Consider the following 16919-nt stretch of genomic DNA (forward strand, 5'->3'; position numbering starts at 1 on the left):
CTGGTTTGATGACAGGCAACGCCGGGAACGCGCCGATAGGAAAGATGCTCGCCGTGCCGATGGCAAGGCTATTTCTGTCTTGGTGGCGCGGCAGCGGCCTCTTTTGTGACACCAGCATAAATCATGTCGGTGAACAATGCAGCACGTACACTGGCAGCGCGAGAGCAAGCAAAGGGGATAATCATGTTGGTGCCCGAGACCGGACTCGAACCGGTACAGCAGTTTCCCGCCGGCGGATTTTAAGTCCGCTGTGTCTACCATTTCACCACTCGGGCAGAGAGACGCCAGCCTGGAGCCAGCGTGTGAAGACTGGCGATTGTATGTGGCGGAGCCCCTTCGTGGCAAGTCGGGCAATGATTTCGATGCGGTGTTGCATTCTTGAGCAAATGTTAAGCATCGTTCACTTAACATTGTCCTGAAATTGTCCTGAAACCTTGAGCCGCGTATCGACGTGCGATAACATACCAAGCGTGGGAATTATTCCCACCCAATTTCACACAAGACGATACACGATGCCAACGCCGCTGACGACCACCCTACTCCATCGACGAGACTGCCCTCAATGCGAGGCGACGGCCCCGAAGTTCGGTGCGCACACGCTACTATGCCGATGGCGGCAGCTGCGGCAACAAGCCGGCCAAGCATGGTCGGCCGGGACGGCGCGTTTTGCCGATTGCGTCATCGATCGACCGGCGTTGTTTTGCCTGTTGAGCGTCATCGTCTGGTATCTGATCAGCCAAGTGGCGTTCACCAATCTCGATACCTACGGCGACATGATCGAAGCCTATGTCTTCACCCCCAACTGGGAGCTCGGCACCTTCAAGCATCCGCCGCTGACCGGCTGGGTGGCCAAGGCCTGGTTCGCGTTCATGCCGCATACCGTTTGGGCGTTCTATCTGCTCTCCTGCATTGGCGTGCTGATCGGCATGCTGGGCGCCTTGCGGCTCGCCGACGAATTCATTCCCCGCGACCGCCGTACGCTGGTCCTGATGGCGCTCAGCCTGACGATGCCGTTCAGCACATTGGCGTACAAGTTCAACGCCAACAGTATCCTGCTGCCGATTTGGCCCTGGCTGGCACTGATGTTCGTGCGTTCCCTGCGCGGCAGGCACTGGGGCTATGCACTAGGGCTGGGCATATTGTCGGCTTTGGGCATGCTTGGCAAGTACTACACCGGCGTGCTGCTGGTCAGCATGCTGATTGCGGCGCTGGCGACGCACAGCGGCCGGCGCTGGCTGATGACGCCGGCACCATGGCTGGCGTTGGCCGTCTTTGCGCTCTGCCTGCTACCGCATGCGCTGTGGGAGCTGCGTCATGGCGAATCGACGGTGCAGTACGTCGGTCGCAAGGCGGATCATCATGTGGACTGGAAACACCTGTTCAGCTTCCTGCTCTCGCCGATTGGCTACTGTGGCCTGGCATGGCTGTTACTGCTTGCCTGCGGCTTCCGGGGATCGCTGCTCGAACGGGCGCGCGCGTCGTACCGTCGGCATACCGATGGCGACGACGTCCTGTTCTGGTTGACCCTCTCGCCGCTCGCCATTACGGCGCTGTTCGCGCTCAGCGGCTACGTCAAGATCGCATTGCACTGGTCGATTCCGCTAGCCTACCTGTTCCCGCTGTTCTGGCTCACTCGCGCCACCGACTGGCAGCCGGCCCGTGCGCGCGAACTACTGCGTGCCCTACCGGCCGTCTGGCTGGGACTGTTGCTGCTAGCGGCGGCTTTCAACGCCGGTCAGGCGTTCAGCGGCAAGGCGTGCCACTACCGCGACGATGCCGATGCCGCGCGCGCCATCCTGGCCGCGCGACCGGGCAAGCCGCCGGCCTGGGTGGGAGGCAGTTGGCCGGAAGTGGCTATCGTGCCGTTCTTCGCCGATACCTCGGTGCGCGTGGTGCCGGGCGTACCGGATCGCCTGCCGGCCGGCGTGACGCCGGTGGCCAACTGGCGCGGTCAAGCGGGGGCGCTGCTCTGCCGCCCGGATGATCTATCTTGCCAACGGCAGGCAACGGACTGGTTGCGACAACAGGGCCGCTCGGGCCAAGCGGTCGATATCCGCGTGGTTCGCCAAGGCTGGATGTACCCGCTGGCGGTCCCCACGCATTATCTCGTCTATTGGTATTGATTGCCGACCCGGGGCGCGACAGCCCCGGCAACACGATCGCTATCGTCTCGACATTTACGGCGCATCCGACAAGTAGCGTGTCGGATCGAGATTCCACTTGCGCGGGTCTTCGTAGCCGACGATGCGGTCGCCGCCGCCAGCGCCGAACGGACGCGACAAATCGATCAACTGGGTGGGAATGTGCAGGTTGGAGTGAGTGGAAAAGAAGGCTCGCACCTTGGGTTTGAGTACTTCGTGCTCGTGCGGCTCGACCACCACGGCGATACGCCCGCTCTCCAGCTTGACCAGCGTACCGACCGGGTAGATGCCGATGGCGGTCATGAAGGCGCGCATCAGATCGGGGTCGAAATGATGACGGCTCCACTCCCACATTTTTTTCAGCGCCGCGGTCGGCGGCATGGCGGTATGGTAGCAACGATCCGAAGTGATGGCGTCGTAGACGTCGGCGATGGCCGCCATGCGCGCCATGCGGCTGATGGTCTCGCGCCCCTGGCCATGCGGGTAGCCGCTGCCGTCTAGCCGCTCATGGTGGTTGAGCGCCACATCCAGCGCCTCGTGCGGAATGCCTTCCAGCATCTGCAAAATTTCCAGCCCGTGCTTCGGGTGGCGTTTCATCACATCGTATTCGTATTCGGTATAGCGGCCCGGTTTGTTGAGAATCTCCACCGGCACCCGCACCTTGCCGATATCGTGCAGCAAACCGCCGACACCCGCTTGATGCAAGGTGGCACGGTCGCAATTGAGGGCATAGCAAAAAGTGACCATCATGGCGCTCACCGCCACCGAGTGCACCAAGGTGTAGTCGTTCTGCGCGCGAACGCGCAACAACAGCATCAGGGCGCTATCGTTGCGCAGGATGCTCTCGATGATCTCGCCCACCAACTGGTTGACTTCTTCCAGGTTGATGGCCTTGCCCATTTTGGCGTCCTGCATGACCGAGCGGATGATACGGGTGGCGCGGGCGCGCAGTCTGCGCGCATTGGGCAGTTCCTCGGCCACGGTGGTGCAGCGATAGGGCGCCTCGCTGCTGACCGCCGCCTGCATTTCCTCCATCAACTGCTGGTTGACTTCGGCTTCGGTCGGCGCGTCGGCATCGTCCAGCCCGCGCGAGGTGTCGATATACAATTCGTGAATGCCGGCGCCGATGATCTTTTCGACCATGCTCTCCTCGGTCACCAGAAAACGGTTCCGCAGGAAGGGATGCGACATCCAACCCGAATTGAGGTTGTGCAGAAACATGCCCGGGCGCAAGCGCTCGACGGGGATTTTCTTGATCATCTTGACCGACGCCGGTTAGAAAGTTGACAAAGGGACAGCCTGGAAATCCGGGGTGCCGCTGGCATGCCGTGCAACTGACGAAGCCACGATCCTACCGCAAACAATTCATAAAGTTAAATAACATTCTGGTGCGACCTTTGCCCCGGATCAAACGCACTCGTATAACATTTAATACTGATCCAGCCCGTTCGCCGCCAAAAAATCATTAAAGATGGCAGACGTCATTAACAAGCAATCGTTTAAAAGCACAAATTAATTAATACACTCAAATTTAAGCCCTGTCCTGCCAGTCAACGCCAATCACTATGCTAGTATCACAAACTATGCGATGTAATCATCCAAAATAAGAAAGGCAATCGATGGATTGGCGTCAAGAACTACTCGCCAGCGGCCTTTGGCTGCTTAAAACTTACCTGATCGTCGTGTTGTTGTGCACCGGCAGCGTCATGTTGTTAATACGCAGCACGCAGTGGGGCAAGCAGTTCTGGAAATTGACCGGCAGCTACTTCTCGCCGCGTCGTCATCCGCGCGTACTCGGCATACTGGCACTGGTTCTGCTGCTCACCTTGCTGGCGGTTCGGGTCAATGTCCTGTTCTCCAATTGGTATAACGGCTTCTATACCGCCATGCAGCAGTTGAACGAATCGGCGTTCTGGCGCGAGCTGTTGGTATTTTGCGTACTGGCCGCCGTTCACGTGGTGCGCAGTCTGCTGGACTTCTACGTCGGTCAGAGTTTCAACATTCACTGGCGCGAATGGCTCAACGAACATCTGCTAAACCGTTGGCTTGAGCGCCAAGCCTATTATCGCAGCCAGTACCTCGACAATCCGGCCGACAACCCCGACCAGCGTCTGCAACAAGACATCGCGAGCCTGGTCAGCGGCTCGCTGGCCCTGTCGACGGGGGTGGTCAACGCGCTGGTTTCCATCGTCGCCTACACCTTTATTCTATGGGGTCTATCCGGCGTATTGCCGCTGTTCGGCCATGAGATTCCACGCGGCATGGTGTTCGCCATCTTCATCTATGTATTGATCGCCACCCTGTTCGCCTTCCGTATCGGCCGGCCGCTGATTAGGCTGAACTTCCTCAACGAGCAGTTGAATGCCGACTATCGTTACGCGCTGGTGCGAGTGCGCGAATACGCGGAAAACATGGCGTTCTATTGCGGCGAAAAAGTCGAGGGAGCACTACTGCGCAGCCGCTTCGGCGCGGTCATCGCCAACGCTTGGCGCATCGTGTATCGGTCGCTGAAGTTCCAAGGTTTCAACTTCGTTGTCAGCCAAACGGCCGTGGTATTTCCGTTCATCATCCAGGCCAAGCGCTTCTTCTCGAAGCAGATCACCCTGGGCGACATGATGCAGACGGCGCAAGCGTTCTCCACCTTGCACGATAGCCTGTCCTTCTTCCGCCAGGCTTACGACGATTTCGCCTCTTACCGCGCCGTACTGAACCGGCTGTCGGGCTTCGATCAGGCGATCGATCAGGCCAATGCATTGCCCGTGCCGCAGCGTCGCGAAGAAGGGGCGCGCGTGGCCCTGGAAAACCTGACCGTGCGCCGGCCGGACGGACGACCGTTGGTGGCGGATGCCGCGCTGGAAGTGCGCGCCGGCGAGCCGCTGTTGATCCGTGGCCGCTCCGGCGTCGGCAAGACCACGCTGTTGCGCGCCATGGCGGGGTTATGGCCCTATTGCGAAGGCCGGATCGTGCGCCCCGAACAACATGTGATGTTCCTGTCGCAAAAACCCTATCTGCCGCTCGGTACGCTGCGCGATGCGTTGTACTACCCCAACCCGACCACCGCCGACGACAAGGCGGCGCGCCAGGCGCTGATCGATGTGCAGTTGGAGTACCTGGTCGAGCGCTTGGACGAGGCCGCCGACTGGAGCCACATCCTATCGCTGGGCGAGCAACAACGCCTGGCCTTCGGCCGTCTGCTCGTCGGCCAGCCCCAGGCGGCATTCCTCGACGAGGCGACCTCGGCCATGGATGAAGAGCTTGAGCAAGCGCTGTACAGCATGCTGTGCGAGAGCCTGCCGCAAGCGGTTCTGGTCAGTGTCGGGCACCGCAGCACGCTGCTGCGGCACCATCCACGGCAATTGCTGCTACAAGGCGAAGGCCGGTGGGCCTTGGCCGGCGCTTAACGCCCGGTCGCCAACGCGGGATCGCTCCAACCATGCCGGCCGGTTTCCACCCGGCCGGCCAGGCGGCGCAGCCAATGCGACCGTCCCTCCAAGGTCACGCTCAGGTCGTACCAATCATCCCGATCCTGCACGCTCCATGGCAACTCGTAGCGCTGCCCCGGCGCCAGGGTCAGCCGACTCGCCGACGAAGCGCTGCCCGCCGCGGCGACCATCGCCACGCAGGGTTGGCTGCCGCGGTTGATCAGCACCAGGCGCAAAGCATGCTGCTGCGGATCCTCGTGCACGCGCAAATCCACCTTCGGATCGTCGTGCACCCCGCAGAACTCGCGCACAAAACCGTTCGGCCCGTGCACCACATAGCGGTAGCTCCCGTCGCCCAGCGGCTGATGCCAAGTATCCGACAGCCGCGAACGTGCGCCGACGGTGTAATGCCAAGGGCCATCCACCCGTTGCGGCGCATAAACGATCAAACTCGCGCCCGCATCGCCGCGATTGACGAAGTTCAAGGTCAGCGCCCGCCCCGATTCGTCGACGCTCGCATAACAACCCAGACGGTAGGGCAAGGCGCGCGACGGGCGACGGCCAGGCTCCTGTCGCGGTAGTTGCGGCTTGGCGGGCGGGGTCGGCATAGCCAGTTGGCACGAAGCGGCGGCCTGCGACTGATAATCGGCCGGATCGGGCAGGCTCGGCCAGGACAGATCGGAGTGGGAGAAATCGAAGGCCGAGGTGAGGTCGCCCGTGACGGCACGACGCCAAGGAGAGATGTTGGTCTCCTCGACACCGAATCGCCGTTCGATCAAGCGCAACACCGAGGTGTGATCGAACTGCTCCGAGCAGACCCAACCGCCCTTGCTCCATGGCGACACCACCAGCATCGGCACCCGCACCCCCAGACCGATCGGCGTTTGCTGATAGCGCTCGCCATCGACACTGACCGTGCTTTTTCCTTGCTGCGCATTCAACGGCGGCACCGGGCACGGCATATGATCGAAGAAACCGTCGTTCTCGTCGTAGTTGATCAGGAACACCGTTTTGGCCCAAACATCCGGATTGGCCACGAGCGCGGCCAACAGGCGCGCGGTCAACGACTCGCCCAACGCCGGCGAATGCGCGGGATGCTCGCTAAGCCGCTCGGGTGCGACAATCCACGACACCTGCGGCAAATTCCCGGTCTGCACATCGTGTGCGAAGGCCGACACCAGGTAGCTGGCGTCGGACGTGGCGGCATTGGCGCGCGTCGAGCCCGGCACAATCGAGCGGGCGCGGCGCCATGCTTCGCTTTGTCGATCCAAATTGCGAAACGCCTTGAAATAGGCCAAGGCGTTGTCGCCGTAGTTATCGTACTCCTGGTACACCTGCCAACTGACACCGGCGCGTTGCAGGCGTTCCGCCATGGTGGTCCAGGTATAGCCGGCATAGCCGGCCCGGTCGTTGGCCATGTCGGCGGTATTGTTGCCATCGTCGTCGTTGTTCACGTGCTGCCCGCAGGTACCGCTGAACAAGTACAACCGGTTGGGATCGGTCGGCCCCTGAACCGAGGCGTGATAGCCATCGCAGATGGTGAAAGCATCGGCCAAGGCGTGATAGAACGGAATATCCTGCCGAGTGAAGTGCCCCATGCACAGCGGGGTTTTGAGCCAGGCCCAGGCATCGTGGTTACGCCAAATGGTTTGCGATACTTTCCAGCTGTGATCCAGGCTATGCAGGCACAGCGCACTGCTCGCGCGGCTATCCAGATGAAAAGGCAGTACCCGATTGCCGGCCGGCCCCGGCAACCAAGGCTGATAGAACACCGGCTTGCCGCCGGGCAGCGGAATAGGCTGTGGATCGCCAAAGCCCCGCACCCCGCGCAGGGTGCCGAAGTAATGGTCGAACGAGCGGTTCTCCTGCATCAGGATCACAATGTGTTCGACATCCCTCAAGTCGCCATACCGGTTGGCCCCCGGCAACGACAAGGCGCGTAAAATCGGTGCGCTCAATGCGCCTTGCAAAGCGCTCGCCCCCATGGCGGCCGCCATACCCTTCAGAAACATGCGTCTATTCGCCTGCATTCGTCCTCCTTTCTTAGTTTCGCTCTCGTTGAACTACCGCTGAATCAAAGAACAAGGCAGCCGGAATGGCCATGGCCATCCGACCAGTTTACTTAGCCGTCATCGCGCGAAAACCACGGGTTGTCACTACCGAGACGGCTAGATACACTGACAGTATGCAATGACAAATAGTTATCATTTATGACAAAGAGCTCAAAACTTGCCGGATTAATGTGGATTGTCATGGCCGCATGCGGCTATGGCAGCATGGCGCTGTTCGCGCGACTTGCTTATGCGGATGGTGTCGACACCACTTCGCTCTTGGCGTTGCGCTTCGCGCTGGCCTCGGTGGTGTTGGGTTTCTGGGTACGACACCAGCGGATCGCATTGCCGCGCGGTCGCGAGCTGTGGGGATTTGCCGGATTGGGCGCGTTGTTCGCCTCGATGGCCTGGACCTATTTCTCGGCGCTGCACTACGCCAGCAGCGGGCTGGTGGCGCTGCTGGTCTATGTCTATCCGATCATGGTGGCGGTGCTTGGCGCACTACTGGGGCTGGATCGTTTCGGTCGGGCCGAAACCATTGCGCTGGCAACCTGCGCGGTAGGACTCTATCTGCTGCTGGGGCAGTCGATGCATGCCGGCAGTCCATTGGGCGTGATTCTGTCGTTGCTGTCAGGGCTGCTCTACGCCATCTACATCTTGTGCAACAGCCGCTTCGGCCAAGGGGTGAATCCGCTGGGGGCCGCTTGGGTCGTGATCGTCAGCGCGGCGGTGATCGATGGCCTGATCGCCGCCTGGCACTTGACACTGCCGGCCAGTCCGACCGGCTGGGGAGCGCTGCTGGCACTGGCCTGCTTCAGTTCGGCATTGGCCAACTCGGCATTCCTGATGGGCCTACGCCACGTCGGCCCGACACTGGCCTCGGTCCTGTCGACCCTGGAGCCGGTCGTCACGGTCAGCTTGGGACTGGCCTTTCTTGGAGAAACGCTGAACCCGAGCGCGCTCGCCGGTAGCGCACTGGTATTGGGAGCAGCGGCCGGACTGGCGCTGGCGCGCGCTCGCGCACCGGCGCCCGTCGCGCCCTGCCCATCCTGAGCGACGCGCCCCGGATCGCCTATCGCCGCGTCAGCACTCGATCACATTGACCGCCAGGCCGCCGCGCGACGTTTCCTTGTACTTATCCTTCATATCGGCACCGGTTTCGCGCATCGTCTTGATCACCTTGTCGAGCGAAACGAAATGGTGGCCATCGCCGAACAGCGCCATACGGGCGGCGTTGACCGCCTTGGCCGACGCCATGGCATTCCGTTCGATGCACGGCACCTGCACCAATCCGCCGATGGGATCGCAGGTCAGACCCAGGTTATGCTCCATGCCGATCTCAGCGGCATTTTCCACCTGCTCGATGCTCCCCCCCATGACCTCGGCCAGCGCACCGGCCGCCATCGAACACGCGACGCCGACTTCGCCTTGGCAACCGACTTCGGCGCCGGAAATCGATGCGTTCTCTTTGTATAAGATGCCGATGGCGCCCGCGGTCAGCAGAAAACGCACCACCCCCTCCTCGCTGGCACCGGGGTAAAAGCGCGTGTAGTAGTGCAGCACCGCCGGAATGATGCCGGCCGCGCCATTGGTCGGCGCGGTGACGACGCGACCGCCGCTGGCATTTTCCTCATTGACCGCCAAAGCATAGAACGAGACCCAATCCAGCACCGTCAGCGGATCCTTGAGACCTGCCTCGGGATGGCTGGACAGCTTGCGATACAATTCGGCGGCACGGCGCTTGACATGCAAGCCGCCGGGCATCGTGCCTTCGCGCTCGGCGCCGCGCCGCACACAAGCCTGCATGACCTCCCAAATATGCATCAGTCCACTACGCACTTCCGCTTCGTTGCGCCAGACCTTTTCGTTCTCCATCATCAATTGGCTGATGCTGAAGCCATGCTCGCGGCACAGTGCCAACAATTCCTTGGCGCTGTGAAAGCGATAGGGCAACTCGGTGCTATCCAATGCGATGCGGTCAGCGCCGGCCGCCTCTTCGTTGACCACGAAACCGCCGCCGACCGAATAGTAGATCCGGGTGAAAACCACTTGGCCTTCGGCATCGAACGCGGTGAAACGCATCCCGTTCGGATGGTAGGGCAAGGTCTCGCGGCGATAGAGAATCAAATGCGCCTTTTCGTCGAAGGCGATCGGGTGCTGGCCCAGCAACGTCAGCCGCCCTTGCGCGCGGATCTCCGCCACGCGCGGCTGGACGCTGTCGGTGTCCACGGTATCGGGCTCTTCACCCTCCAAACCGAGCAATACGGCGACATCCGAGCCATGCCCGCGGCCGGTGGCACCCAGCGAACCGAACAGCTCGCTCTTGACCGCCACCACGCTCCCCAGCAGATCGCGGTTCTTCAGGCAATTGGCGAAACGGCAGGCGGCGCGCATCGGGCCCACGGTATGTGAGCTGGAAGGGCCGATCCCTACCTTGAATAAATCGAAAACACTGATAGCCATGGCTTCAACCCTGTTTTTACTTATTGAATGATAGTTCTGTATGCAGCAATCCGTGATTTCCTGTCACGGGTAAGGTACTCGGAATCTATTCACAACAAACAGTACTGTCAAACAATCGATGATCGACAATCGGGCGACCTCGGCCCGACAGGGTTTTATGTTATGTTGATAGCCCTAGAAAGCTAATGAAAAGTATGTCGTATGCACTTACGTCACTTCGCACTCTGCGCCGCGCTGCTATGCGCGATGCCGACATTCGCCGCAGATGCCTCGGCGCCCCGCCCCGTTGCCGGCGTCACCCACACCCTGGCACAGCTGTTGGGCGCCAACCGAATGAGCCAAGCCCAGTTGAGCGCCGCCGAGCGCAGCGCCGTCACGCTGCTGATCCGACAGAACCTGCGCACCCTCGACCCGGATAACCGGCTAGGCCCCGAAGGCACCAAAGCGCTTTCGACGCAACTCGACGCCGATATCCGCCCGGCCGTGCGCCAAACTTTCGCCCATTTGCAATCCGCCGAGATGACCGCCTCGCTGGAAGTGGCGCTGACCGATACGCTGAGTCAGGCACAAACCGACTCCCTGCTGGCCTTCCTGCGCGCGCCGGTCGGCAAACGTTATCTGAGCTTCAACCGCGAATTGGACGATCTGGTCGGTAGTGGCCTCGCTCGCCTGGCATCGACGCCGTTCGCATTCCGGCGCGATCAGATGCCGCCGGCCGCCACCATGCAACAGCGCCAGCGCCTGTTGACCCTATCGACCGCCGCCAACACGCTTGCCGCCGAACGCAGCAAGGGCATGCCGGCGGCGTTCGGCGTCATCAGCGACTTGCTGGCCGTACAAGACGGCGCAGCGCTCGACCGTATCGGTCAGCGCTACCGATCCGACCTGCCGGCTTTCATCTCATTCCAGGCAAGCGATGCCGCGCGGACGCTTGCGCGCGCCGAGGCCCGTTGGGCGGCGGGGGAAAGCGCCCGTCTCGAACCGCTGATCCAGCAAGCCAGCCAGTCCCTCGCGCCGCACCAGGCGAGCTGGCAAGCACTCGCCAGAGAGTGGCAAAGCGGAGAACGCGCCGGCAAGTAACGAAAAGAGGCTCGTCCACACCTAGGAGCGGTTTCAACCGCGAATGCAGGCAAATCGCGGTTAAAACCGCTCCGACGAGCTCATATCACCTAGCCAAAAGTGCGGTAAAAATACCACGCTTTACTGCCGGAAATTTCATGCGCGATGACCATATAGCGTGGTTTGCGCCCCACCCTAAAAAAACCTCCACTTTTGTTGCATATTTCGTCTTGCGCCCTGCATGTTTGTGGTCTAGGATCGCGCCCCATGATGACTATCTACTTGACCGCCACCACGCACAACCCCGCAGCTTGCGGGGTGGTAGCCGCACGCCTGGTGAATAGGTTAAGTACGCCGAAGCTCATCTGACCGGAACAGCCGATTCCGCCAGATGAGCGAGGTGGAATCGTTGTCCCGGGATCTTGCCGTACCCCCGTCCAGCTATTTTTCCCTCGTCCATTTCTTTCGGAATCGCTAACACGTAACACGTGTTTTCCGAGCGCTGTCGCTACTTTGCAATATTCGGGATCTATCGTGCATCACTGCCCACCCGGTCAGGATGTATGCCGATTTTGCCGCGCAGTGCTCATGCACAGGAAAATTCGTGGCTTACAGATTGCGTTTTCCGGTGTTGAATGAAGATAGGTGCAGTCGTCATGTGCGTAGCCCCCACCCAGCTAATGGGTGGTCCGTTGTTGTTGGGAGCGAGAGTCCGCCACGCGGGAGTGGGAGGCGGGTTCTTGGTCGTAAAGCGCCCTCGGGTCTCGCTGGTCCCGAGTCATTGATGGTTTGTCCCTTGGCAAGCCCAACCGGTGCGGAAAATACAGAGCAAGCCGCATCGATAACAACTAGGAATTAATAATTATGGAAAAAAACCGGGAAACTCCTGGACTGCGGCGTGAGCTCCAGTCACGCCACCTGTCCATGATTGCAATCGGGGGTTCAATCGGCACGGGCTTGTTCCTTGCCTCTGGAGCGACAGTTGCCTCCGCGGGTCCCGGCGGGGCCCTACTTGCCTACGGCGTCGTAGGCTTGATGGTCTACTTCCTGATGACCAGTCTGGGAGAAATGGCCGCATACATGCCGGTTTCCGGTTCTTTTCAGGTTTATGGATCCAATTTCGTGGATCCGGCCTTCGGTTTCGCACTCGGCTGGAACTATTGGTACAGCTGGGCAGTAACGATCGCGGTCGAATTGGCCGCGGCGTCCATCATCATGCATTACTGGTTTCCCGTGACCCCGGGCTGGATATGGAGCGCGCTCTTCCTGGGCATCATCGTGGCGCTGAACTATTTCTCGGTCAAAGGGTTCGGTGAGGCCGAATACTGGTGCTCGCTGCTCAAGGTGATCACCATCATCATTTTCATTGTCCTCGGTCTGTTGATGATCGTCGGCATCATGACCGCGCCGACGTTGCGCGGCATTCACCCTGGCCTGGCGGTATTCACCATGAACGGCTCGTCGTTCGTCGGCGGCATCCCGGCCTTTATCAGTGTCTCGATGATCGTCGGTTTCGCCTTCCAAGGCACCGAGCTGATCGGCGTGGCGGCCGGCGAGGCGGATAATCCCAAGGCGACCATCCCGCGCGCCGTGCGTCAGATTTTCTGGCGGATCCTGATGTTCTACATGCTGTCGATCCTGGTGATCGGCATGATCCTGCCGTACAACGACCCGTCGCTGTTGAAGAACGGCATGGAAGACGTTGGCGCGAGCCCGTTCACCCTGGTATTCCAGCGTGCCGGCCTGGCCTTCGCCGCCAGCCTGATCAATGCCGCCATCCTGTCGGCCGTGCTGTCGACCGGCAACTCGGGCATGTATGCCTCGACCCGCATGCTGTACACCATGGCGCATAACGGCATGGCGCCCAAGGCATTCGGCAAACTGTCCAAGAGCGGTGTACCGCGCAATGCGCTGTACGTCACCACGGCGATTGCCGGCCTGTGCTTCCTGACCTCGCTGTTCAACAACAACGACGTCTACCTGTGGCTGCTCAACTCGGCGGGCATGACCGGCTTCATCGCCTGGCTCGGCATCGCCGTCTGCCACTACCGTTTCCGCAAGGGGTTGGTCGCACAAGGCATCGAGCTGCAAAGCCTGCCCTACCGCGCGCTGTGGTTCCCGCTGGGTCCGATCTTCGCCTTTTCGCTGTGCATGCTGATCATGCTGGGCCAGGATTATGCCGCGTTCACCAGCACCAAGATCGACTGGAACGGCATTGTCGCCACCTACCTCGGCATCCCGCTGTTCGTGCTGTTCTGGCTCGGCTACAAGTACAAACACCGCACTCGCGTGGTGCCGCTGTCCGATATCGACTACCAAGGTGGCCGGTTGATGGCAGAAGTACAGGAGTAAGCGATTGCAGTGGCAATTCGGGCACCCAAGGGTGCCCGATTTTTTTTCTAAACAGCCAGAACGAGGCCTATAACTCAAACAGCCATCCGACCTACCTGTCTATCGATGCGAGAGAAAACGGGATAGAGATCCTGCTTCATGAGGTCAATCATGCCAGACGAGAAAGTGCTGATCAGCCCGGACGCACGCGACAAACTGCTAAAAAACCTGGTCATTCCGCCGCGCCCGGCCGTCCTGGATAGCCTGATCAAATTGCGCGACGACTCGAACGTCAATTGGCAGCAGATCAGCCAAGTCATCGAATCGGACGTCTCACTATCGGCGGCACTGCTCAAAGCCGCCAACAGCCCGCTGATCTCCCGCTCGCGCACCATCAGTTCGGTTTCCCAAGCCATCAATATCCTCGGCAGCAAAAACGTGGTCAATCTGATCAGCGGACTGGTGCTGCGCAGCCGCCTGACCGGCGAAGCGCCGCCCAGCATCGAGCAATTTTGGGAGCGCGCCATGCTGATCGCCCAAATCAGCAAGGCGCTGTGCCATCACATCCTGCACACGCCGGAAGATTGCCAAAGTTATGCGCTGTTCCACGGTTGCGGTATCGCGCTGATGCTGATGCGCTACAAAAAATTCGGACACACGCTGCAGTTGATCGAGATGGCGCCCGATGGCCGGATACCGAAAATCGAGCAGGAGCAGCACGGAACCAGCCATGACACGGTAGGCTACCTAGTGGCGCGCGCTTGGAACATGCCGGAACAGTTCTGCTGCGCGATTCTGTTGCAATTCGATCCCATGGTGTACGACCTGCAGATCGAACAGCCGATCAGTAGCGAAACACGACAGTCGATGGCCGTCACCCGCGCCGCGACCTATGTCTGGCGCACGCTGACACCCGGCAATATCGACGCCGGCTGGAATGAAATCAAAGCGGACATACTCAGGACAATCGGTCTGGACGAAAACGAGTTCGAGGACTGGACCGATCATATGCACCACCAATTGGAGGTGTGATCGATCGCGCGGCGGGCGCCCTGCCCGCCGCGGTTACTGCCCGCTTTGCTGCAACAGCGCCATCGGGTCGAAGCCTAGGCGCAAACCGCCCCAGTGCTTGCCGTTGACGTGGACCGGCAGCGATATTTCCGCCAGCACTTCCCCGGTATCGCGGCAGTAGGTGTGCAGCAGGAATGGCCGGGTGTTGCGCGCCGACTTAAGGCCGGCCGGGTCGTTGAAAATACGCTTGTCGCGGCTATTGACGAGATCCGCCTCGGGTTTGCCGGTCAGGGGCTGCGAAGCCTTGCTCATATGTGTCGGCGCATAGCCGTTGGTATCGGTCATCACGCAGAAGCGACTGGCGGGAACATCGCCTGCGCAGCCATCGTAAATCCCCTGTAGTGCACGCTCCAACTGCTTATCGTATCGGGTCGCATACTTTTGCGGCACGGTGTCGGGAATCGGCTGATAACGTTGATCGAAGACATCGATGCCGCTGGCCTGGCTTTGCGCCAACAGCCGCTGCAACTCTTCGCGGGCGTGGCGTGCGCGATTGACCATCTGGTCGAACGGCCCTTCTCCCACCACAAAACGCGACACCAGCTCCTGCACCTGCTCGGTATCGCCGGCCAGTTCGTTGGCGGCGTGCTGAGTGAGATCCAAGCGCTGTTTGACATCCTGTCCCAGCGAATGGATCTCGCTGACATGGCTGTTGATCTGCCGATTGGAATCGGCCAGATTATCCAGCGTCCCCACCATATGGTTCAGGCTATCGGCCGTCCGCTCGAAGTCGCCGATCATGGCATTGAAGTTCTGCGAGGCGCGCGCCACCACCTGGCTCGCTTCGGTGGTGCCGGCGCGGATCTCGCCGGTCTCGACCTCGGTATTGCCCACCAAGGTCAACATGCCTTCGATGTTGCCGGAAATCTCGTTGGTCGCGACCTTGACCCGTTCGGCCAATTTGCGCACTTCGTCGGCCACCACGGCGAAACCGCGGCCGGCCTCGCCGGCCCGTGCGGCCTCGATGGCGGCATTGAGCGCCAGCAGATTGGTTTGGTCCGAAATGGCCTGGATCAGATCGACGATGGATTTGATGCTGGCCGAACGCTGGCTCAGGTCTTCCACCGTGGTATTGAAATGCTGCACCTGTTCGCTGATGACGCCGATACGCTCGGCGACCAGATTGAGCTCGTCGAAGGAGGCGCGCGCCACGGCGAGATTGCTCTGCGTGGTATCGGAAATACTGTGCGCCTGTACCGTCAATTGCTCGACGCCGCGTGTCGATTCGTCGCTGGTCTCGTGCACGCGGGTCGCGCACAAGTCCTGCTCCTTGGCCATGCCGAGCGATTCGGCCACGTTTTTACCCGTGCGCGCCGAGTCGAGCGCGATGCGCACCGACATCAACCTAACATGGCTGATGATCTCGCGCATCTTGGTGACGAAACGATTGTAGGACAACGATAGATCGCGGATTTCGTCGAAAGTGACGGTCGGGATGTTGCGCGACAGATCGCCCTCGCCGTCGCCGATCTCGTTGAAAATGGTGATGATCATGCGGATCGGCCGCACGATCAAAAAACGCAGATACCAGATCTGGGCGACGATAAAAACCAAACAGAACAGCCAGAAACCCCAAGTCCAGAACAGCACCGAATCCACCGTGCCCGCCAGGGTCTGCCGTGCCGCTTCGCCAATCGGGCCGGCGCGCAACGCGCTACGCACACTGTCGAGCTGCCAGTACAGATACAGCGTCAGCAGCAACTGAAACAGGCTAATGAACAAAAAGCTGGCCAGCTTCTTGCCCAAACTGTTCCAGAAGGTTTTTTCGATAAATTGATAGACGCGCCAGAACCATGCCATTCGTTTCTCCCCCCATCCATTCCCACTGTCTTATCTGCGAGAATTTTTTATCTAGCGAGAGATTGTCACCCAAATTTCATTAAATGACTAGTGCATTAAAAACAACAAACGTCATATTAAGAAATTGTTTTACAACTAGTTGTTGCCAAAACAAGAGAACGCTAATTTTGACATGAATCAACAATAGCCCACTGGCATAGCACGCCCACCCTTTTTTACAATCGTCAGTCGGATCTTCCAAGGCGTTGGTTTTCGGATCGGGCGCACATACGCGCGCCCGATGGGGGACAAAAGCAATGAGACAGAAGCTACTGTCACTGGGCCGAGTCGGCCGATTGTTACGCGTCACGGTGCGCTGCCCGCATGGCGTCAGTGTGGATTTCGAGTATTCGGTACCGCTAAAAGGCCAAGCGGCGGAGGCCAGGCGCCGGCTATTGGCCGACACCATCCGCCAGCACCGCCACACTTGGCGGCGGATCGAACAAGGCCAAAGCATCTTCGGCCGCTGCCGGCTTTGCATGGCCGCCAACGCGGGCCAAGCCGCCTAAGTTCGCCAAACCGGTCTGCGCCGTGCATGTCAT

At 60.2% G+C, this 16919-nt stretch carries 11 protein-coding genes and 1 tRNA gene; 7 read left to right on the forward strand and 5 right to left on the reverse strand.

Annotated elements, in window-relative coordinates; genetic code table 11:
- Positions 1 to 187 precede the first annotated feature (187 nt).
- Positions 188 to 275, reverse strand: a tRNA-Leu gene (locus tag DFP86_RS08735).
- A 237-nt stretch (positions 276 to 512) separates the two neighbouring features.
- Between DFP86_RS08735 and DFP86_RS08740 the strand changes: the two genes are divergently transcribed.
- The gene (locus DFP86_RS08740; RefSeq protein WP_133680223.1) at positions 513 to 2123 is read left to right on the forward strand and encodes a glycosyltransferase family 39 protein; all 1611 of its coding nucleotides are present in this window, start codon (positions 513 to 515) and stop codon (positions 2121 to 2123) included.
- A 54-nt stretch (positions 2124 to 2177) separates the two neighbouring features.
- Here DFP86_RS08740 and DFP86_RS08745 read toward each other — a convergent pair whose 3' ends face one another.
- Entirely contained in the window at positions 2178 to 3401 is a 1224-nt protein-coding gene (locus DFP86_RS08745) for an HD-GYP domain-containing protein (protein WP_133680225.1), read from the reverse strand.
- Between the two features lie 359 nt (positions 3402 to 3760).
- Between DFP86_RS08745 and DFP86_RS08750 the strand changes: the two genes are divergently transcribed.
- On the forward strand, positions 3761 to 5542 hold the full coding sequence (locus tag DFP86_RS08750; protein ID WP_133680227.1) for an ABC transporter ATP-binding protein/permease: 1782 nt from the start codon (positions 3761 to 3763) through the stop codon (positions 5540 to 5542).
- Here the strand turns inward: DFP86_RS08750 and DFP86_RS08755 are convergent.
- Entirely contained in the window at positions 5539 to 7593 is a 2055-nt protein-coding gene (locus DFP86_RS08755; RefSeq protein WP_133680230.1) for a phosphocholine-specific phospholipase C, read from the reverse strand. The genes DFP86_RS08750 and DFP86_RS08755 overlap by 4 nt on opposite strands.
- Before the next feature lie 210 nt (positions 7594 to 7803).
- Between DFP86_RS08755 and DFP86_RS08760 the strand changes: the two genes are divergently transcribed.
- Positions 7804 to 8667: an EamA family transporter gene (locus DFP86_RS08760; protein ID WP_279526895.1), complete on the forward strand. Its 864-nt coding sequence runs from the start codon at positions 7804 to 7806 to the stop codon at positions 8665 to 8667.
- Positions 8668 to 8697: 30 nt separating this feature from the next.
- Here DFP86_RS08760 and DFP86_RS08765 read toward each other — a convergent pair whose 3' ends face one another.
- Positions 8698 to 10077 carry an L-serine ammonia-lyase gene (locus DFP86_RS08765; protein WP_133680234.1) on the reverse strand — a complete coding sequence of 460 codons (1380 nt, stop codon included), beginning with the start codon at positions 10075 to 10077 and terminating at the stop codon, positions 8698 to 8700.
- Positions 10078 to 10278: 201 nt separating this feature from the next.
- Here DFP86_RS08765 and DFP86_RS08770 point away from each other — a divergent pair, with 201 nt between their 5' ends.
- From DFP86_RS08770 to DFP86_RS08780, 3 genes are all read left to right on the forward strand, one after another.
- Complete coding sequence (locus DFP86_RS08770) at positions 10279 to 11157, forward strand: hypothetical protein (protein WP_133680236.1); 879 nt, start codon at positions 10279 to 10281, stop codon at positions 11155 to 11157.
- Positions 11158 to 12060: 903 nt separating this feature from the next.
- Positions 12061 to 13488: an amino acid permease gene (locus DFP86_RS08775; protein WP_424991625.1), complete on the forward strand. Its 1428-nt coding sequence runs from the start codon at positions 12061 to 12063 to the stop codon at positions 13486 to 13488.
- A gap of 150 nt (positions 13489 to 13638) precedes the next feature.
- The gene (locus DFP86_RS08780; protein ID WP_166642204.1) at positions 13639 to 14499 is read left to right on the forward strand and encodes an HDOD domain-containing protein; all 861 of its coding nucleotides are present in this window, start codon (positions 13639 to 13641) and stop codon (positions 14497 to 14499) included.
- Positions 14500 to 14532: 33 nt separating this feature from the next.
- Here DFP86_RS08780 and DFP86_RS08785 read toward each other — a convergent pair whose 3' ends face one another.
- Complete coding sequence (locus tag DFP86_RS08785; protein WP_133680242.1) at positions 14533 to 16338, reverse strand: methyl-accepting chemotaxis protein; 1806 nt, start codon at positions 16336 to 16338, stop codon at positions 14533 to 14535.
- Positions 16339 to 16634: 296 nt separating this feature from the next.
- On the opposite strand from DFP86_RS08785, the gene DFP86_RS08790 reads away from it, so the two are divergent.
- A complete protein-coding gene (locus DFP86_RS08790; RefSeq protein ID WP_133680244.1) occupies positions 16635 to 16886 on the forward strand; it encodes a hypothetical protein in 252 nt (83 codons plus the stop codon).
- Positions 16887 to 16919: the final 33 nt, after the last annotated feature.

Source organism: Paludibacterium purpuratum, from assembly GCF_004363805.1.
In the GTDB taxonomy this organism is placed as follows: domain Bacteria; phylum Pseudomonadota; class Gammaproteobacteria; order Burkholderiales; family Chromobacteriaceae; genus Paludibacterium; species Paludibacterium purpuratum.